A 19,641-nucleotide genomic window follows, 5' to 3' on the forward strand; every position below is an offset into this window, starting at 1 on the left:
TGTGTGTCTTACTTAAAAGACTTTACTGTTTTTATAGGTTGTAGTTTATACTACGCTAAAAATTTCACTCGCCTGACCACTTTCGTGATCCGGCTTTTTAAGAAATCTTCAGGGTTGGTTATACTGTTCAATTATCAAGGTTCTTTGTGATTTTTTCTTTGCCGTCTCAGCGACAGCTCATATAATATATCACAGTTGCTTGCGTTTGTCAAGCACTTTTTTCAACTTTTTTCAATTCATTGTTTTTAATGATTTTGAATTGTTTTTGTTATTGCTACAATTCTCATTATTGTTTCTGAATTGTTTTTGTTGTGTCTGTGTTGTTTTCAGCGACGTTGACTATAATACCACTCTTCAAAGAGTTTGTCAACAAGTTTTTTCATTTTTTTGCAGCTTGAAAGCAGCAAAGAAATAATATCTTCGCTTTTATTCCCAAACACCAAAAAAGCGGGTACCGATTCTTTTTCTTCGATACCCGCTCTCAAACCTCGTTATCCATTGGACAATACCTCTTTCTTTGGCTGTCAACTTTTCAGGTTTAGGAATAAGATTTCTTTTTTGGTTCTTTCGCCTTTTCTTATCCGCTTTGCTTTTACTATTTAGTTGTTTGTTGATTCATCCTGCAAGAACATCTTTTTCTTTTTTGATTTTTGTTTTTCTGCCTGCATTTCTTTGATAAGATAGACTATTCTGTGATACAAATACCTCTCATCATGTTTCCGAGATACAAATACCACGTTTTTCTATCGGCTTCCCTTCGATTCTTTTCTTTCTCTTTGGGGTTCCTCTTATTTGTTTTCTCTTCACAAATAAGAAATCTTTGATTGCTTTTGGCAGATTTGAAAATCCATTCCGTGCCGAATCTTTTTTCCTATGTTTCATTTACTTTTATTGTACTGATCATTTTGTTTTGATATCATTATGTATCTGATCATTTTTTATTAAGTAATGAAACGAAGCTTAATTGTACTTTGGACCGTACCTCCTTTTCTGGGTTTCCCTCCCTATTTTTTTTGGATGTTTATTTCTTTGTTGTGACTTCATTATAGCCTACGCTTCCTATTTTGTCAAGTACTTTTTAAAAATATTTTTAAGTTTTTCTTTATCTTTTCTTAATTGTGTAAATTATATAGAATTATTTAAACAGTTTCAAAATACTTACTAGCTGTGATGCGTATCAACTCCATTGTTGACTGAATCTTTTTAAATTTACCAGCAGCAATTCAGAGCCACACCTCGACTTTACATTATTCTGAATCTGAATCGTTACAAAAAGAGCCTTGGTTCTACAGCCCATGCCTTGAACCAAAGCCCTATATACTTCTCTAAACTTAGTTTCCGTCTACTTAATGTAGCTTCATTTTCTTTCAATTATTTCCAATTCAAAAGAATATTTTTTAAATCTTCTACGCTCTTAGCAATCTTCGTAGCACCTGCTTCTTCTAATTCCTCACGGCTTCCATATCCGTACAGAACACCTACACTGTCAATTCCCATTGCCTGTGCTCCCTTTACGTCATAGCTTCGATCACCAACCATGACAGCCTCAGACAAATCTGAAATATTCATCTGCTCCAGCGCATATGCTAAAACCTCTGCCTTATTAGTTCTTCCCTCATCCATCGTAGCTCCGGCCATTACCTTTATATAATCACGGATATGAAAATGACGCAGCACAATATCAGCAAACGCCTCTGGCTTTGAGGTTGCCATCGCAAGAAAATACCCTTTATCCTGAAGTTCTTTTAGCATTTCTTCAATGCCCGGATAAATTTCATTTTCGTAAATCCCAGTCGGCTGAAAATACTCACGAAAAGCAGCAACAGCTTCCCTTGCCTGCTCATCATTCATACCATACCTGTCACGATACGTATCTAAAAGCGGCGGTCCGATAAAAAATGTCAGATCATGGTAATCAGCTTTAATCCCAAAATGTGCCAGTCCCCTTGCCGCTGATTTGCAGATTCCTTCCATCGGATCTGTCAACGTACCGTCTAAATCAAATAAAATGTACTTTTTCATACTTATTCCTTTTCCTTTAAAATATCGTAATAAAATCAAACCTTAAAGCGATAGCCTACACCCCAGATCGTTTCAATATACTGCGGCTTGGAGGTATCATATTCAATCTTTTCGCGAATCTTCTTAATATGAACAGTTACAGTTGCAATATCACCGATTGATGCCATATCCCAGATTTCACGAAACAGCTCATCTTTTGTGAAAACATGATTCGGATTTTCAGCAAGAAACGTCAACAGATCAAATTCCTTTGTTGTAAATGCCTTTTCCTCACCATTTACCCACACACGGCGCGCTGTTTTGTCAATCTTGATTCCTCTAATCTCCACAATATCATTTTGCTGTGCATTGCTGCCAACTAATCTCTGATAACGTGCCATATGTGCCTTTACTCTTGCAACAAGCTCACTTGGGCTAAATGGCTTTGTCATATAGTCATCGGCACCAAGACCAAGACCTCTTATCTTATCAATATCATCCTTCTTTGCTGAAACCATTATAATAGGTGTATTCTTGTGCTCACGAATCTTCTTGCAGATATCAAATCCATCAATTCCTGGAAGCATCAGATCTAAAATGATCAGATTAAAATCTTCTTTGAGTGCACGTTCAAGTCCACTAGTACCAGATGTTTCAATCTCAACCTCAAATCCAGAAAGCTCAAGATAATCTCTTTCTAACTCTGCAATGCTAATTTCATCTTCTATTATTAATATACTTGCCATGTCATTCCTTCCTTTCTTTTCCGCGCATCTGCATTATATGCGTTGAATTTTTTGACGAATTATCCTGTGTAAATACAACCTTTCCTGTACCGCTTTCTTTCGTCACTTTTTGCTCTTTTGTTTTGGCTTCTTTTACTTTTGTTTCCTTTGTCTTAGCCTCTTTTGTTTTTTCATCTGTATCGTCTGCCTCTGCTGACTCTACATTTTGTACATTTTCCTGATATTTTCTTAAAACAAAGTACACAACTGTTCCAGTACCTTCTTTACTTGAAGCCCAAACTTTTCCGCCATGATCCTCTAGTATCTTGCGCACAATAGAAAGGCCGATACCACTTCCTCCCTTTGCCGAATTACGCGATGAATCAGTGCGGTAAAAACGATCAAATATATATGGAATATCTTTTGTCGCAATTCCTTTTCCATTATCCTCAATCTCAACCTGAATAAAGTCACCGACATCTTTTATTCGCATATTGATAAAGCACTGTGACTTGTCAAAGTATTTGCATGAATTACTTATGATGTTATTGACCACTCTTCGAATCTGCTCTGGATCAGCAATAACCATTACTTGTTCATCTACATAATTGGCATACTGGAATACAATATTTTTTGCACCAAGATCAAGTCCAACTTCTTCGGCACAATCTCCAAAATAATCGCTGACATTGATTTTTCTAAAATTGTATGGAATGCGATTAGTATCAATCTTTGAGTAAAATGTCAGTTCATCAATAAGGCGCTGCATATCGTTTGCCTTGTTGTAGACAGTTTTAAGATAACGTTCCATCTTTTCTGGTGTATCAGCAACACCATCCATGATTCCTTCCACATATCCCTTGATAGATGTGATAGGTGTTTTCAAATCATGCGAGATATTACTAATCAGCTCACGATTTTCGTTGTCAAAACGTATCTTCTCCTCTGCACTTTCCTTAAGGCGCTGTCTCATCTTCTCAAAATCTGTACAAAGCTGCCCCATCTCATCATTTGATGCAGCAGTCACCAAAAAATCAAGATTTCCTGACTTAATTTTCTCAGTGGCCAGGCGAAGCTCCTTAATAGGTTGTACAACTGAGCGGTAAATCCATGTTGTGAAAATACATGCCGTCAAAAATAGGATAAAAATCATTGCCAGCACAAACTGAACAACAAGCTGCTTTAACTCTGGAAGCCACTGATTAACCTTTACAAGTGTATATACCTGTGCACGGCTTCCATCTGCAAATTTGCTGTCAGCTGCCTTTCCAAGTATAGTATTCTCCTTACTCAGATATACAGTACTAGTATCATCGGCTGCATCTATTATTTCCTGTGACTCTCTTTCGATTGCCTCAATCTCTTCCTGCTTGAGAGGCTTATAGCTGTAGTAAATGTCCTCATCCTTAAGAACAACTACATTAATAAATTCTCCTGCCTCCTTCTCACAGTACTTTTCCAGCATCTTTTTGTCTTCCAGCAACTGACTGTCTTCTTCTATTTCATCCTGCAATTTCAGCTGTACATTGTTCATCAGCTGACTAAATAATTTATTATTATTAGGAAAAAAATCCGTAAGCTCTGCTGACACGCCATAGCTGTTCTGAATGATTACAAACTGATAGCGTACTAACACAACGCTAAATACACAAAATAAAAACAACGGTATTGCCATAATCATTAAAAATGATATGATCAGCTTATTTTTCAGCTTCATGGCACTCTCCTTTCTTTTGTTTTACCAGCTTGTCTGCTCAAAATTTATGAGCTTTATCGATAACTGGATGCCATAAGCTTATTATATCAGATTCTTCCTAATGCGTATCTAAAAAATGAGCGAATGATTCTAAAAAAAATATAAAATGCGGCAGTTTACGAAGGCGGCTCGACGATTGTTTTGTCGGCGTCACTTTTCCGTGGGCACCTGTTACACTACTTATCATCATACGTTACTTTGAAAGTCCCACTACAACGTTCCGCCTTGTAAAATCAACTCGTCTCACCGCCATTTAGGTATTAATAATTGTGTGAACTGTAACTATGATGCTCCATCCCTCCCTGAGCTGAGTGCAAATCCGTAGACTTGCTGTACTCCCGCCGCGAGAAGTGCTTTAGCACATGATTCCATGGTACTTCCTGTTGTATAAATATCATCGACAAGTATCACGCGTTTGTATGCCTGTGCCCGTTTTTTATCTGCTGTAAATGCATCTTCAAGATTTTTCTGACGCGTCGCACTGTCGAGATCTTTTTGCGGACGTGTCTTTTTGACACGAATTAGAACTTTTGTGTCAATTGGAAGTGACCAATCTTCTCCTATTCGCCTAGCAATCTCCTCCGCCTGATTAAAACCACGCTTTTTTTGTCTTGATGGATGAAGCGGAATGGGAATTAAGCAGTCACACTGCCATCGCATAATAGTATCTCGATACTCATGAGCTGCCTCGCTGCAAGGGTAGTCAAGAAGCTGTCTTTCATTATGATACTTTACATGAAAGATCATTTTGTGAACCCATTCCTGCCTGTAATCATATCCAGTCAGGCTGCGGACAATGCAGCGTTTCATTCTCATACAATCCTCACAATATTCCTTTTCTTCATTAAGCAGCAGACGGCCACATTTTAAACAGCCCTTATCTGCTACCAAATGAAAATTTTTTCTGCAGGTATCACAAATCATTTCTCCCCATGGGCTTACAATGTCTCTGCACACAGGACAGCGCCTTGGAAAAAACAACTCATCAAGCCAGCTCATATACCTCCTTTATCCGATCCTTTAATCCGCTGTAACGTTTTTGCTCCTGTTCATTTGCAATCATCTCCTGAAAAGTGTGCACACTTCCCACAATGCAAACACAGCTTTTCGCTCTTGTAACTCCCGTATAAAGCAGATTTCTGTTCATTAACATCCTTGGTCCTCCAAGAAGCGGCAAAATCACGGCCGGGTACTCACTTCCCTGTGATTTGTGAATTGTAACGGCATAAGCTAGTTCCAATTCCTCTGCCTGCTTAAACTCATATTCAACACGGCGTCCTTCCTCAAACTCAACTGTAATCCTTTCCGTATAGGAATTTATTTCCCTCACAATTCCCATATCTCCATTGAATACGCCGACACCCTCATCAAGCGGCATACGATAACTATTTAACACCTTCCACTCCATCTGGTAATTATTTTTGATCTGCATGACTTTATCACCCTCACGCAGAATAAAACTGCCAACAGTAAGCTCCTGCTTAGAAGGATCCGGCGGATTCAATGCTTCCTGCAAAGCAACATTTAGCTGTTCCACGCCAAGAAGACCTTTTCTCATTGGTGTCAATACCTGAATATCACGTGTACTGCTGTTTACATAATTGGGAAGCTTGTCCTTTAAAAGCGTGATTGTCGCGCCAATGATATTTCCTGGATTGTCGCGCTTAATAAAAAGAAAATCGCGACTTCCGGGTCTTGGCTCCACCATCTCTCCAGCATTAATTCTGTGCGCATTCATAATGATGTCACTTTCCGCTGCCTGTCTGAAAATTTTCTCAAGGCGTACAACTGGAAACGCATCTGAATAAATCATATCGCGCAGTACATTTCCAGGGCCTACGCTTGGAAGCTGATTCACATCACCTACAAGAATCAGACGCATTCCAGGAACTAGTGCACGAAGAAGTGATTTCATTAAAAAGATATCAACCATTGATACCTCATCAATAATCACAACATCTGTCTCAAGCGGATTATCTTCATTTCGTCCAAATGATGTTGCACCCTCGCCCACCATTCCAGAAAGCTCCAGAAGACGATGCACAGTTTTTGCTTCACATCCTGTTGCCTCCTTCATGCGCTTTGCCGCGCGTCCAGTCGGTGCAGCCAATAATATATCAAGACCTTCCTTCTCAAAATAGCGAATAATTGTTCGTATCGTTGTTGTCTTTCCTGTTCCGGGTCCTCCGGTAATGATTGTCAAACCATTATTGACTGCTTCCGATACGGCAAGGCGCTGGCGATCATCAAGTGCAATATCCTGCTCTGTTTCAATTGCCTTGATCTTTGCCGAAATCTCATCAGATGTAATCGTATCTTTTATATTCAAATCCTTAAGCATCTGTGCAATCGTCAGCTCTGTATAATAGCTGACAGAGGAATACACCATCTGAATGTCTTCTTTTGTCTTCACGACAATTTTCTTATCCATGATCAGATCCATGATGCGGTCATTCATAGAATCAATCTCCACACCAAGCAGCCGTCTAGCCTCCTGCATCAGCTGATCCATCGGAAGACATGTGTGTCCCTGTCCTGTTGCCTGTTCAAGCACATACAAAATTCCACTCCTGATACGAAAATCAGAATCTGGCAAAATTCCAGCTTTCGATGCTATCTCATCTGCAATACGAAATCCTACACCGTCAATGTCATCTGCAAGCTTATAAGGATTTTCACGAATCACCTGATACAAACGGCCTTGATAAAAATTGTATATTTTCATGCCAAGGTTCTGAGTGATGCCATATTGCTGCAAAAACAACATTGCCTGACGAAGATCCCTCTTTCCTGCAACGGCACCTGAAATTTCTAGCGCCTTTCTCATGCTGATTCCCTTCACCTCTGCCAAACGCTCCGGTTCCTCCTCCATAATGCGAAATGTATCATCACCAAACTTTTTAACAATTCTTGTCGCTAACGCCTCTCCAATTCCCTTTATTGCACCGGAACTTAAATATTTTAATGTCGAAGCTGCGTCACTCGGCGCGGTAAATTCATACTCCTGAACACGAAGCTGTTTTCCATAAATCGGATGGACATTCATCTCCCCGCGCGCAGTTAAATATTCTCCCTCGGACACATCAGGAAAAACGCCAACAAGAAACTCCTCCTTGTTTCCCTCCTTCATACAAAGTACCGAGTAACCGTTTTCTTCATTGCGAAAGACAATCCGGTCTATATATCCCTGTAACTCTACCATTTTCTCACCCTTACATAGTTTTCCTGCATGAACAAAACGAACCGGCAAAGATGTTGCTTTTCGCCCTCTTTTGCCGGTCTGTCTCACTATATTACCTACTAACTTATTAATCTCTTATCGAGTTCATAACTTCCATATATTTTCCAGTTCCAACTGCCACGCAAGTAGTTGGTTCTTCAGCTGTCATCGTCGTGATTCCAAGACGTTCCTCAAGAAGCTGCTCAAGTCCTGTCAGCAACGCGCCGCCGCCCGTAAGTACAATACCACGATCGGAAATATCAGCTGCTAACTCCGGAGGTGTCTTTTCAAGTACCATATGTACAGCCTCTACGATCTGATTTGCTGACTCAGAAAGTGCCTCAAGAGTCTCCTCTGATGTAATCGTAACTGTCTTTGGAAGACCAGTTACAAGATTGCGGCCTCTTACATCAATTGCAAGCTCTTCCTGGCGCGGATAACAGGTACCAATCTTAATCTTGATTTCCTCACCTGTGCGCTCGCCAATTAAAAGATTATGCTTCTTTCTCATGTAGCGTACAATTGCCTCATTGAAATCATCACCAGCTACCTTTATAGATTCACTGACAACAGTTCCTGCGAGTGAAATTACAGCCACATCTGTAGTTCCGCCTCCAATATCAACAATCATGTTTCCACAAGGCTTTGTGATATCGATGCCTGCACCTATTGCTGCTGCAAGTGGCTCCTCAACAAGATAAACCTCTCTTGCACCTGCATTAAAGGTTGCATCCTCTACAGCTTTCCTCTCTACTTCCGTAATCTGGCTCGGTACGCAGACACAAATGCGCGGTTTTCTAAATGTTCTCTTTCCGATTGCCTTTTGAATAAAGTATCGGATCATCTTTTCCGTAATCGTATAGTCAGCAATTACGCCCTGCTTAAGCGGACGGATTGCAACGATATTTCCAGGGGTTCGTCCAATCATCATACGTGCCTCTTCACCAATCGCTTTTATCTCGTTGGTATTGCGGTCATATGCTACAACGGAGGGCTCCTTTAAGACGACGCCCTTCCCCTTTATATATACCAGAATACTGGCAGTTCCCAAATCAATTCCTATATCAGTTGACACGCCAAATGCCATGGTTAAAACTCCTTTCCCAAGACAAGTATCCCCCGGATAAATGCCTACACAAGTATCATTATATACAATATCTTGAAAAAGGGAAAGTATTTTTTTCGATTTTCCCAAAAAATACTTCTTACGAATTTATTAAGGCTTGTTTGGTTCTTCTTTTGTTTCATAATTCCTTAATTTTTTTTCTTCTTTATTCAGATTTCGTACAAACTTCTGTCACATTTTTGAGATACATTATAACTGTACTTAAAAAGTACTTCAAGTCGATTCCCCATCACTTGAAAGCTTTTTCATACTCATACCCGGTGCTGCAAGGCACCGGGCCCCCCTCAAAAGACAAGAGACTTGTGATTGTCCCTATACAGGGTCCGGCATTTCAATGATTTGCCGGGCCTTTTCTAATGCCGTCTTTCAAATATGCACACATATTAAGCTTCTTATGCCTCTTTGCCGCTGCATGCATCAAGCACCATACGTGCACTTCTTACCTTCTTATCATCTGTCTGCCAGATCATATACTCACTCATTCCCGGAAGACCCATGCTTACTCTTGTATTTCGATACTTCATTGCACTCTCAAGCTCTATCTTTGCTGAAAGATGGAAATGTCTGATTCCCTTTTCATATAATGGCTTTATTACATAATCTGACACACCTGCTCCTGCCAAAATATGGATTCTTCCCTCTGCTTTTGCTGCAAGTGCTTCAAGACAATTTGCTCCTGCTAGCGCTGATGGCTCTTGTCCAGACGTTAACAATGTGTCCACACCAAGATGAATCAGTGCCTCAAGTGCCTCAAATGGATCTCTGCACATATCAAATGCACGATGACATGTCACCTTACACTTTCCAGCCGCCTTCATACATTCTTCCATAAACTCCAGATCAAAACTTCCATCTGGCAGCAGTGCACCGATAACAACGCCCTGTGCGCCTTCCTCGCGAAACGCCTGAATTTGTTCCAGAATCAGTTCCTTTTCATATTTGCTGTAGCAAAAATCGCCAAATCTTGGACGAATTAAAATGCGCGCCGGAATCCCAGCCTCATTTTGAATGATACGATACATTTTCGTATCTGGTGTCGTTCCTCCTATGATCAGATTGCTGCATAGCTCAATACGATCTGCGCCTCCCTTTTTGGCTGCAATTGCAGACTCTATGCTGTCTGTACATACCTCGAGAACTGTTTTTTCTTTTTCCATTGTATTCCCTCTCTTTCTATTATTTAGAATGATCTCCCATTTTTCCATTATAGCATTTCTATTCTCATTTGCCTATGCATACATTGTAAAAACAAATATTTTTTTGAGGGTTTTATGAGAGATTACATAGAGGAACGCGCCATTCACATTGCACAGTACATTGTTGACAACGGCGCCACGGTTCGCCAGACAGCCAGACAGTTTGGTGTCAGCAAATCAACAGTTCACAAGGATGTCACACAGCGTTTGATACAAATAAATCCGCGCCTGGCTTTCCAGACACGGATTATTCTCGATATCAATAAATCTGAGCGTCATATACGTGGTGGAATGGCAACACGTGAAAAATACCGCCACCACACACAGGACGTCACTTTTTCTTCGAATATTCACGCTCCATGCGGTAATACTGAATATTCTGATACTCATTCAAAAGATTCTGAATTTCCTCAGGTGCATCGTCGTACTCCACCAGATCGCCGTCATCATTTCGATAGCCGACTGCATTCATCATTGGAATTTGACCCTGCCACAGATTTTTACGGAATGTCTGATATTCATCGAGCTGTAATCCAGCAGTCTCAAACAGCAGAATATTCAGGTAATTCAAGCTGATCTCTACATTTGTCTGCTCTTGAATATCATAGTTTGCCCAGATGAAAAATGGAGTCTTCTGACGCTGCTGCTGTTGTTCGTATGTCTGATTGTCAAAATCAAGACCATACTCTTTGTAAATTGGACGAACCACATAATCATTTGGCTGATGATCGCCCCAGAACACAACAATAGTCTTTCTATCTGACTGAGATAATTCACTTAAAAGTGATGCAACATCCTGATCTGTTTCGTACATCAAAGACAAATATTTGTTCAGATATTTATTTGAAGATGTATTCTTAAACTTAGCAACAATCTGCGGATCAAAGTTATCAAAATCACCGCCATAGTTGCTGTGATTCTGCATAGTAACATTAAACATAAAGAATGGTCCTTCTGTGTTGTTGCGCCACTCTAAAATACTCTTAAAATCAGCTTCATCAGAAACATAGTTGCGAAGCTTGTCCTCAAATGGAAAGCTTCCCTGGAAATAACGATAGTCAAAGCCCATAAGATCATATATAAACTCACGATTCCATCCCTTTGCGCGGTATGGATGTGTACCATATGTCGTATAACCATACTCCTCTAACTGAGGAACAATTGTGCTGATACCATCACGTATATACTGTAAATATGGAACTGATCCATTTGGGAAAAATGCCATGGAATTTCCAGTTAAAAATTCAAACTCAGAGTTTGCTGTATTTCCTCCAAGAACAGAAACATCAGCATAACCACTGATTGTATTGGCTACTTCACCTCTTAAGATGCTATGGACAAACGGCATATAATCTTTGTTTGTCTCAAACTCACCAAGCACTGCCGGATCTGAAAATGTCTCATCCATGATGGCAATGATATCTGGCAGTTCTTCTGGTGTCTCCACTTTTTCCACTTTCTGTTCATTTAGTAGAGATAATGCATACTCATCTGAGTAATTTTTTGGCTCTTCAATCTGAAGAAAATGGATGTCCAAAATGAATGACACAAAAAAGCCATCCTTACTGTGCATATACTTTGCATTAAACAAAGTATCATTTAATCCTGTATTTCTCTCTAAATTATCCTGCCATAAATATGAAATATAAAAATAAGCCGGAATACACATAGCCACAGTAAGAATCGGACGCAGAATTTTTTTATTCAGACGAATATTGGTTCTCACACCGACAATTAACATTAAAATAAACATTGCGATGTGCTCTGCAAGCGCCCAATCTACTGAAAAGACGTAGTTGTCTGCCACACTCATTGCTGTTTCAAAGGAATATATATCCCATGGAACAATAGGATTTGAACGAAACATCACAACAAAATAGTTGCCAACACCAATAATGGCAATTGCTGCCACACAGATGGCCATTGAAATGCTAGTTCGCCCAGCTATAAAGAACACAAATAAAAATAACCAATAGTAAAATGCAATATTAAGCCGCTTTGCCAGCTCAATCATGGTACTCATCTGATGAGTCAGCGTCTCAAATGTGTAAAAACAGCCTAACGGGATGACAAGTGCAAATAGAATGCGGATCACTGGATGCACCGGCATATCAATCATATATATGGCGATAGTGAGCACACAAATACCTGCAAGAATTGCACAATCTTTCGCAGAAAATTCACTGTAATACCAGGCCATGCCAATCAGAATGCCAAAGCAAAGCAACAATATTGCCGCCTTGATCAGACGTGGTTTTGTCTTGCCGATATGTACCTCCTGCCGCCATGAAACGGCCTTTTCCTTAAAACTCATTCCTTTCTTTCTCCTTCCGCCTGAGTCTTCACAGGCAATCAATAAAAATCATTGATTACTTTAGCACAAATAGAGATGAATGTAAAGTGAACAATAGTCAGAATTATAAAAGCCCTTCGGTGAATGGTTTCACCACTGTTCACGGGACGCCCATTCACAAAACCGCACGTTCCGTGCGTCGCTGCTAATCGCAAACTAAGTTTGCTCGCAGCTTTGTTTTGTTCATTAACGGGCGTCCACTTCGTCCTGCTGATCTGACAAATTTTCATGCAAGCATGAAATTTGTCCAGATCTAGCATGACGCGTGAACTTTTACATAAAAAAATACCCTGGCTTTCGCCAGGGTACTAAAAAAGGGGGAGGGCTGCCGGTAACTCACCCGGCTTGATGTTTTGTCTGCCTGTGGATTTCTCTAATTCACAGCCAATGCACTTACTCATAATGCATCTATGGCCGACTGTTTCAAAAGCTTTCATCTAAGCTTTGTCTATATAATACATGTTATTTGTGTCCAAATTTTGACCATCATCTTAAAGAAATCTTACGAATTCTTACCAAACCCTTATTAAAAATAAATAATTTATTAACTATTCAGAGCCATGCGAAATTGCAGGGAAAAGTACGAACCGAGCATTTTTCACCCGATCAATGCTACATATTCATCAATCAGATTTGCAAATGTCTGAAGGCTGCTTCTCCAGAAATCTGGCTTTGTCAGATCTATTCCTGCCATTTTTGCTGTGTCCTCTACGGAACATGTCGCAGTTGCTTTTAGCAGTGCATTGTATTTCGGAACAAAACTATCTCCCTCATTTAAAAACTGTGTGTACAGACCCATTGCAAATAAACCACCAAATGCATATGGGAAGTTGTAGTAGCTTAATCCTGATGAATAATAATGACCCTTGCAAGTCCACATATATGGATGAAGCTTTGTCTGATCAAGACCATCTCCATATGCCTGCTTCTGAGCATCAAGCATAATCTCCTTTAAGTCATTTGTCATCAAAAACTGCGCTTCACATTTATGGAATACTGCATCCTCAAATAAAAATCTGGAATAAATGTCACAGATAATCTGAGTTGTTCCGGACAGCAAATTTTCCAGAATAGCAAGCTTTTCCTGTGGATCATTTGACTTTTTATATGCACTCAGCATAAAGTGTGTCTCATTAAAAGTAGAAGCTGTCTCTGCAACTGGCATAGAGTAATCCTGATTTAAGATACGGTTCTCAAATATCTGCTTATTGTGGAAAGCATGGCCAAGCTCATGTGCAAGTGTTACAACAGAATCAAATGAACCATTGAAATTAGTCAAAATACGGCTCTGCTTTTCGGTTGTCACATTAGCGCAGAATGCACCGCCTACCTTTCCCTCATGAGGATAAAAATCGATCCAGCTCTCTGCGAAAGCGCGTGCCATCATATCTGACAATTCTTTTGAAAAATGGCTGAAGTTTTCTACAAGCGTATCTCTTGCAGTTTCTGCAGTATAATTAGAATCCATCTTTCCAACAGGTGCAAACATCTCATACCACGGCAATCCGCCTTCGTATCCTAAATATTTTGCCTTTGCCTTTAAATATTCCCAGAACTTTGGCAGATACTCGCGCATTGCAGTGAACATTGCATCAAGAGTTTCCTTTTTCATACGGCACTGTTCAAGTGTCATAGCTAGAGGACTCTCATATCCCTTCTTTTCGCTTAACATGGATACCTGTCCCTTGATATTATTAAGTGCAAATGCAATAGAGTCTGCAATTTTATCATAGCTTGCAAGCTCAGCCTCATATGCCTTCTTTCTTACTTCCTTATCCTCACTTGTTGCCAGATTTCTGACTGCCGGAAGAGTAATAACCTCTCCCTCATAATCTACCTTTAATGTAGATGTCAAATAGTCAAACAGCTTGCCCCATGCACCGCCGCCTGTGATATCCATATGTGCAATCAGATCTTCCATATCATCTGATAACATATGAGCTGCGTCTTTCTTTATCTCTGTCAGATAATAATTATACTCTGTAAGCAAACTGCTCTGTGCAATCACCTGATCAAGATTTTCAATTGAAGCTACATACTTGCAAAATGCAACGTTTGCTGCTGTCTGATTTGCTGCGATACGGTCATAACGTGCTCCCATATCATTTGTTTTACTATCTGACGTATTAACAGATGCCTTCAATGAAATAAACTCACCAAGACGGCTTCCTAATGCTGCCATTTCTTCTTTTACCATAAGACATGTTTCCAGTCCCTTTACTGGGTCGAGTTTTTTGGCTGCTTCGATTTTTTCCTTCATTCCAGCAACCTCACTCTCAAATTTTTTCATGTCTTCGTCAAACTTCGGATCCTCATATCCGTGATACAGTACGTCCAATGACCATTCCTGATTCATTTTTCCCTTTTCCTTTCCGCACAAAGCCCTCTCTGCAGATAAGCTGCAATCTGCTCTTCGTCCCATTTTTCAAGAGAACGAATACCAGCACGCCCTTCTATGTGGTGCTTTAATTCATGACGCAGCACACGTGCAATCTCACGGCGCATTCCTTCATCGTCAAGATAGCCGAATAAACGCATCATACTTCCATAATAAATTACGATCTGTTTTCCCATCTGGTAGCTGTGCAGATATTGGCCTGCAATGTACAAATCATTGTTCTGCGCATAGGGGCTTAGCTTTGTCTCTTCTGAGATGATTACACCACCGTTAAGTCCCTCATAGAACTTTTCCGGTATCTTTTCTGCCTCTTCCTGCAGGATTTCCTGAAATCTGTCATACTCCATGGCAGTCTTTCCTTTCTGTACTCTGTGCTTTACATCATTACAGATTTATCTTACCGCAGATGTGGAAATTAAGCAAGGGGTATATGCTGCCATGGCTACCCGGTATACAACAAACGCGCCTCGACGAAGTGACTTTGCATTTTTTTATTAACAGCAAAAAGACACTAACAACAAATTTGTCGAAGTGTCTCTCTTTGCTCTTTTTATTCGCTTTAAATTAGTTCTCCAATCAAGTTAATTCGCTCTCGAATCGCATTTACAAGAATATTTCTTCTCGCATCTGACAGGTACTCAGACTGGGCAAAAATTGCATCTGCCTCTTCTTCAAACCCATCAAGTGCACTTAGATCTATCCACGAAAAATCCTTGACCAGATGAATTTGCTCTGCATGCGTTTTCTTAAATGGCTTTCCCTGCAATGACGGTGCTAGTGGTTTTATACGTGATTCCTGTGTGTTATACCAAAGTGACGTTCCACAGTCGAATATCGGCGCTGCCCCAATCCATTCTAGCGTAACTGCGTTTCTTACTAATCCAAAATTATTGAAATGCCGGTCTTCATTTGCAATAATAAAGTCCAATACAATCATTTTTTCTACTTCTTTTCGTATATTCACCACGCCTAGCTTCTCTGCGCACTGAATATAATATTCGTATTCTGACAAATTATTTGGCTTTTTAAATGCATTCATAATATGGCTGGCAGAAATTAATTCAGTATCCCTTGTAATAAAATCCTCACAAAGACTAAAAGGTTCCTCATTTTCCCAAACCACTGAATATTCCACATGATTAATTCCAAGACGACTTGCGATACGAGATGCAATCACTTCGCAAAGAGCCTCCTGATAATATGGCTTACTTGAACCTTTCATTAGAATACGCTTTCCATCTGCAATCTTCCATTTTTTCATCAATTGTCCATCTGAAGTATTATCAGGAGATACAAGACTCATACTCGTAGATGCACTGCCATGACCAAACAGAAGATTTCCAACATCCTCTGAAAAAGAATGATCAAAAAAGTTAATTGCTTCCCATGTAATTCGTTCACCTTTAGGTAAAATCCAATACTGATCAGAAAGACTAAGTCCATAGCATTTATCAAGAAGCTCCTGAGATACTGTCATTCCAAGCTCCTGCAATGCTTCTTTTAAACCTTGCCTGCTTGCTGGAATTGATCTTCCTGACCACCATTTCGCCAATGCCCTCTTGTTTACTACTTCTTTTTGTACAGTTCCCACTGGAAGATGCTTGCTATCATACACCTCATAAATCGAAGCGATATTTGAAAACTCATCAAGCTCAATTCGCGCTATCTCTTTTGTGCGGTGCATTAAAATATATTCCATAGCACTGCTGCTCCTTTTTCTAATTATTTTCTTCATAGTACTGCACAAAACAAATTTATACAAGCACAATATTATATCACTTAATCGCTGGAACAAGTATATCCACCACTGGCTGTTCCTGCTCTGCGCTTTTATCACTAACATCAGAGAACATTGATGCCATTGAAAATGTCACTTTCCAATATGGTGAAAATGTTCCTTCCCTCTCATCTCCATATTCATATACGGTGTTAGTTCCACTGTCAGAATCTAAACTATATACCACTTCGCTGGAAAGAACTTGCATCGTCTCTACGTCTTCAAAATCTTTCTTAAATTTAATTTTTGCCTTTTTTAAGGCCTCTTCCTCAGAAATAATAGTACACTGCGTTTCTCCAATATATTCTGGAGGATATTGGATTAACATATCAATAAGTCCATATCTCGGACTATAAATGGCATAATTGCAACTAGCATACTCCGATACTTGAACCGGTTGGTTATTCCAAGACAAATCTCTGTATACAATCAGATAGGCATCATCTCCTTCTCTCCATTCGCCGCCTGTTTGATTAACTGGATCATATCCTGGTGCAAGACACCATTCCTTATATCGCGGATCATTTACAATTTCCTGAATGTGCTCATATATTATTGTATATACATCAACAGATGCAAACTCATATCCATACTGCTCCATAATTGCATTGCAGTAATCTGCTGCTTCCGCTCGACTGCAGCCTTCCAGATCAATCTTTTCCAAATTTTTGCTTAATGAATAATCGCCATATTGGTAGCTTGCATAGCGATATATATTTTTAAGTTCCTGTGGTAACTCCTCTTTTGAATAAATTGCAGGACCTGAATATGAAAATTCCATATTGTTCTGTATGATCACAATTTCATCCCCATAATAAGATAAATATGCCACTTTTCCCGGATAACAATAAAGTTCACCTTGATTATATGCCGGATACATTGCCTGATAGTCCTCATAATACTGTTGGACCTTTTGATATGGCTCCAAACAGCCATATTCTTCTAACCAGTTCCAAAGCTCATCTGCTATCTCTTCATGTGTTGGATAACGCACCTGATACTGTGGCATCAAAGTATCATCCTGTCCTTTTTCAAATTTTATAGAATAGACAGAATCTGGTGTTATACCATATTCAGAAATGTTAACATTTTCTGTTTGCAACGTTTTATAATTCTCCGCCTCTACAATAAATGTATTCATTTGCATTTACTCCTTTCTCATTAACCACTTTCCTTAAACCTTAAAAATCGCTTCTAAAATTTACCAGATCAACAAAGGGTACCGTTCCGAATGGATTTCTCGCGAATATTAACTCTTCTGCTTATATCCAATAATTCCTGCCATAACAAATGTCAATATTATAATCACATCACCTGCTACAATAGGCATAAGATTCTGATATTGCTCTCTCTTGAAAACATGAATCACTAATAAAACAATCGCCAATCCACTCGCTATCCAGTAGATTCCGTAATGTTCACCGAATTTATGATTCTTCCACCCATACCACAAAAATGCTAATAGTGCAATTATTAAAATCGCCAAAATAAATACTGATAACATATTTTTAACCTCCTCTTATTTTTACACAACACTTGTTACTTTTAATATATCAGACTTTTTTTAATTTGCAAGGATATTAACTTTACATTTTTCTTACAGAAATGATGGATTTTTCGCCTGTTTTGTTGTACTATTAAGGAAATAAATGAAAAGGATTTTAATATTATGCTTCGATCTGTTTCTATGGATGAAATTTCGAACGGTAAACTTTACTCGTCCTCTGATATGGTGCGTGCTGACAGTCTTGGCTGCGATGGCTGCCATGAATGCTGCTGTCATATGGGCAATTCGATCTTATTAGACCCATTTGATGTTTACCAGATGTCTCAGGGACTGCATGTTCCTGCGGCTGCTCTTTTTAATGGTCAGCTGCAATTGACTCCTGTTGATGGAATTGTTTTACCTGCAATTGCCATGACTTCTGATAAGGATCAGTGTTCTTTTTTAAATGAAGCTGGGCGCTGCTCTATTCATATGTTTCGCCCTGGCTTTTGCCGCCTGTTTCCTCTGGGACGCGTCTATGACGGCACTGGATTTTCCTACTTTTTACAGACAGGACAATGTAAAAAAGAACACTTAGCTAAGGTAAAGGTACGCCAGTGGATTAATATTCCAGAGTTAAAGCGCTATGAGCAATTTGTCTGTGACTGGCACTACTTTTTAAAGGATCTTGCCAAGGCATCACAAGGATTATCGCCAGAACTAATAAAAACGCTTCATTCCTATATTTTAAAAGTCTTTTACCTTACACCATATCAGGATGGATCTGATTTTTATGATCAATTCTATATGCGCCTAAATGATGCAAAAAAATTATTTTTATAAGGAAAAAGTCTCCTGTCACAATCGACAGAAGACTTTTTCTTATGCTGTATACTGTTTTTCTCCCTCTTCTAGTACCTTAATCTGACCATCTTTTACTTCCACCTTTGTTACGGAACAGTTTTTCTTAAGACCACTCTTCCAAAAATCACAAATTGGCTGTTTGTTCACCCACAACATCATTGACTGCAAAGCTGCACCATGTGTTGCAATTAAAATAGATTTGTCCTGAAGCTCTTCTCTTGTTGTGATATCTTCAAGGAAGTTCCATGTACGCGCGCAGAGCATTTTCGCATCCTCACCGTTTTCTGGTGCCTGATACTGCTCTGGATGTGCAAAGAACTCAGCAAAGCATCCAACCGGCTGCCCATTTTCATCTCTTCCTCTCATGCCTTCACAAATACCAAAACAAATTTCTTCAATTCTTTTATCCTCAATAATAGGAATATCTCTTCCTGCCAATACAAGCTCTGCCGTTTCCTTTGCACGCTTTAATGGGCTTGAAAAGGCAAGGTCAATATGGGTATTTGCCAGTGTTTTTCCAGCCTCAATTGCAGATTCGCGTCCATTTTCATTAAGTGGAATATCGGACTGTCCCTGCATTCTCATGTCTTTATTCCAGTCTGTCTGTCCATGTCTGATAAAATATAAAAGCATTGTTTATCCTCTCATTTTCGTAAAATTTCCGTAACTATTCAGAACCCCATTCGCAAAATCGCATCTTCGATGCTTCTATTTTGCTCATGTGGTTACCTCGCCATAT

The 19,641-nt window shown here is 39.5% G+C and carries 15 protein-coding genes and 1 pseudogene; 2 read left to right on the plus strand and 14 right to left on the minus strand.

Annotated features, from left to right (window positions below; translation table 11 throughout):
- Positions 1 to 1,371: 1,371 nt before the first annotated feature.
- The 7 genes from LKD48_RS14930 to LKD48_RS14960 all read right to left on the minus strand — a co-directional run bounded on the left by LKD48_RS14930 (position 1,372) and on the right by LKD48_RS14960 (position 9,985).
- Entirely contained in the window at positions 1,372 to 2,028 is a 657-nt protein-coding gene (locus LKD48_RS14930; RefSeq protein WP_334303540.1) for an HAD-IA family hydrolase, read from the minus strand.
- Between the two features lie 29 nt (positions 2,029 to 2,057).
- Positions 2,058 to 2,747 (minus strand): response regulator transcription factor, encoded by a 690-nt coding sequence (locus LKD48_RS14935; protein WP_118616033.1) that lies wholly within the window; start codon positions 2,745 to 2,747, stop codon positions 2,058 to 2,060.
- 1 nt (position 2,748) lies between these two features.
- Complete coding sequence (locus tag LKD48_RS14940; protein ID WP_118616035.1) at positions 2,749 to 4,443, minus strand: HAMP domain-containing sensor histidine kinase; 1,695 nt, start codon at positions 4,441 to 4,443, stop codon at positions 2,749 to 2,751.
- A 321-nt stretch (positions 4,444 to 4,764) separates the two neighbouring features.
- Positions 4,765 to 5,481 carry a ComF family protein gene (locus LKD48_RS14945; protein ID WP_308732461.1) on the minus strand — a complete coding sequence of 239 codons (717 nt, stop codon included), beginning with the start codon at positions 5,479 to 5,481 and terminating at the stop codon, positions 4,765 to 4,767.
- On the minus strand, positions 5,468 to 7,684 hold the full coding sequence (recD2, locus tag LKD48_RS14950; protein ID WP_308732462.1) for an SF1B family DNA helicase RecD2: 2,217 nt from the start codon (positions 7,682 to 7,684) through the stop codon (positions 5,468 to 5,470). Before recD2 ends, LKD48_RS14945 begins: the two co-directional genes overlap by 14 nt.
- Before the next feature lie 106 nt (positions 7,685 to 7,790).
- Positions 7,791 to 8,789: a rod shape-determining protein gene (mreB, locus tag LKD48_RS14955; protein WP_262537890.1), complete on the minus strand. Its 999-nt coding sequence runs from the start codon at positions 8,787 to 8,789 to the stop codon at positions 7,791 to 7,793.
- A gap of 431 nt (positions 8,790 to 9,220) precedes the next feature.
- The gene (locus LKD48_RS14960; protein ID WP_308732463.1) at positions 9,221 to 9,985 is read right to left on the minus strand and encodes a copper homeostasis protein CutC; all 765 of its coding nucleotides are present in this window, start codon (positions 9,983 to 9,985) and stop codon (positions 9,221 to 9,223) included.
- 114 nt (positions 9,986 to 10,099) lie between these two features.
- Between LKD48_RS14960 and spoIIID the strand changes: the two are divergent.
- A pseudogene (spoIIID, locus tag LKD48_RS14965) lies at positions 10,100 to 10,342 on the plus strand (sporulation transcriptional regulator SpoIIID); the annotation flags it as partial.
- Between the two features lie 13 nt (positions 10,343 to 10,355).
- Here the strand turns inward: spoIIID and LKD48_RS14970 are convergent.
- The 6 genes from LKD48_RS14970 to LKD48_RS14995 all read right to left on the minus strand — a co-directional run bounded on the left by LKD48_RS14970 (position 10,356) and on the right by LKD48_RS14995 (position 18,056).
- On the minus strand, positions 10,356 to 12,338 hold the full coding sequence (locus tag LKD48_RS14970) for an LTA synthase family protein (protein WP_308732464.1): 1,983 nt from the start codon (positions 12,336 to 12,338) through the stop codon (positions 10,356 to 10,358).
- 637 nt (positions 12,339 to 12,975) lie between these two features.
- Complete coding sequence (locus LKD48_RS14975) at positions 12,976 to 14,733, minus strand: M3 family oligoendopeptidase (RefSeq protein WP_308732465.1); 1,758 nt, start codon at positions 14,731 to 14,733, stop codon at positions 12,976 to 12,978.
- Entirely contained in the window at positions 14,730 to 15,122 is a 393-nt protein-coding gene (locus LKD48_RS14980) for a metallopeptidase family protein (RefSeq protein WP_066563615.1), read from the minus strand. Before LKD48_RS14980 ends, LKD48_RS14975 begins: the two co-directional genes overlap by 4 nt.
- 212 nt (positions 15,123 to 15,334) lie before the next feature.
- Positions 15,335 to 16,474: a HipA domain-containing protein gene (locus LKD48_RS14985; RefSeq protein ID WP_308732466.1), complete on the minus strand. Its 1,140-nt coding sequence runs from the start codon at positions 16,472 to 16,474 to the stop codon at positions 15,335 to 15,337.
- Between the two features lie 76 nt (positions 16,475 to 16,550).
- Positions 16,551 to 17,693: a hypothetical protein gene (locus LKD48_RS14990; protein WP_308732467.1), complete on the minus strand. Its 1,143-nt coding sequence runs from the start codon at positions 17,691 to 17,693 to the stop codon at positions 16,551 to 16,553.
- A gap of 108 nt (positions 17,694 to 17,801) precedes the next feature.
- On the minus strand, positions 17,802 to 18,056 hold the full coding sequence (locus tag LKD48_RS14995) for a hypothetical protein (protein ID WP_308732468.1): 255 nt from the start codon (positions 18,054 to 18,056) through the stop codon (positions 17,802 to 17,804).
- A gap of 165 nt (positions 18,057 to 18,221) precedes the next feature.
- Here LKD48_RS14995 and LKD48_RS15000 point away from each other — a divergent pair, with 165 nt between their 5' ends.
- The gene (locus LKD48_RS15000) at positions 18,222 to 18,881 is read left to right on the plus strand and encodes a YkgJ family cysteine cluster protein (protein ID WP_308732469.1); all 660 of its coding nucleotides are present in this window, start codon (positions 18,222 to 18,224) and stop codon (positions 18,879 to 18,881) included.
- A gap of 39 nt (positions 18,882 to 18,920) precedes the next feature.
- Here LKD48_RS15000 and LKD48_RS15005 read toward each other — a convergent pair whose 3' ends face one another.
- A complete protein-coding gene (locus LKD48_RS15005; protein ID WP_308732470.1) occupies positions 18,921 to 19,535 on the minus strand; it encodes a histidine phosphatase family protein in 615 nt (204 codons plus the stop codon).
- Between the last annotated feature and the right edge of the window lie 106 nt (positions 19,536 to 19,641).

Origin of the sequence: Anthropogastromicrobium aceti, assembly GCF_020687335.1 — a bacterium.
GTDB classification, from domain to species: domain Bacteria; phylum Bacillota; class Clostridia; order Lachnospirales; family Lachnospiraceae; genus Anthropogastromicrobium; species Anthropogastromicrobium aceti.

Bases quoted from the DNA above. Each gene is read 5' to 3' on its own strand.
- LKD48_RS14935 (WP_118616033.1), bottom strand. From the start codon at position 2,747: ATGGCAAGTATATTAATAATAGAAGATGAAATTAGCATTGCAGAGTTA.
- LKD48_RS15005 (WP_308732470.1), bottom strand. From the start codon at position 19,535: ATGCTTTTATATTTTATCAGACATGGACAGACAGACTGGAATAAAGAC.
- recD2 (WP_308732462.1), bottom strand. From the start codon at position 7,684: ATGGTAGAGTTACAGGGATATATAGACCGGATTGTCTTTCGCAATGAA.
- LKD48_RS14995 (WP_308732468.1), bottom strand. From the start codon at position 18,056: ATGTTATCAGTATTTATTTTGGCGATTTTAATAATTGCACTATTAGCA.
- LKD48_RS14960 (WP_308732463.1), bottom strand. From the start codon at position 9,985: ATGGAAAAAGAAAAAACAGTTCTCGAGGTATGTACAGACAGCATAGAG.
- LKD48_RS14940 (WP_118616035.1), bottom strand. From the start codon at position 4,443: ATGAAGCTGAAAAATAAGCTGATCATATCATTTTTAATGATTATGGCA.
- LKD48_RS14970 (WP_308732464.1), bottom strand. From the start codon at position 12,338: ATGAGTTTTAAGGAAAAGGCCGTTTCATGGCGGCAGGAGGTACATATC.
- LKD48_RS14985 (WP_308732466.1), bottom strand. From the start codon at position 16,474: ATGGAATATATTTTAATGCACCGCACAAAAGAGATAGCGCGAATTGAG.
- LKD48_RS14980 (WP_066563615.1), bottom strand. From the start codon at position 15,122: ATGGAGTATGACAGATTTCAGGAAATCCTGCAGGAAGAGGCAGAAAAG.
- mreB (WP_262537890.1), bottom strand. From the start codon at position 8,789: ATGGCATTTGGCGTGTCAACTGATATAGGAATTGATTTGGGAACTGCC.
- LKD48_RS14975 (WP_308732465.1), bottom strand. From the start codon at position 14,733: ATGAATCAGGAATGGTCATTGGACGTACTGTATCACGGATATGAGGAT.
- LKD48_RS14990 (WP_308732467.1), bottom strand. From the start codon at position 17,693: ATGAATACATTTATTGTAGAGGCGGAGAATTATAAAACGTTGCAAACA.
- LKD48_RS15000 (WP_308732469.1), top strand. From the start codon at position 18,222: ATGCTTCGATCTGTTTCTATGGATGAAATTTCGAACGGTAAACTTTAC.
- LKD48_RS14945 (WP_308732461.1), bottom strand. From the start codon at position 5,481: ATGAGCTGGCTTGATGAGTTGTTTTTTCCAAGGCGCTGTCCTGTGTGC.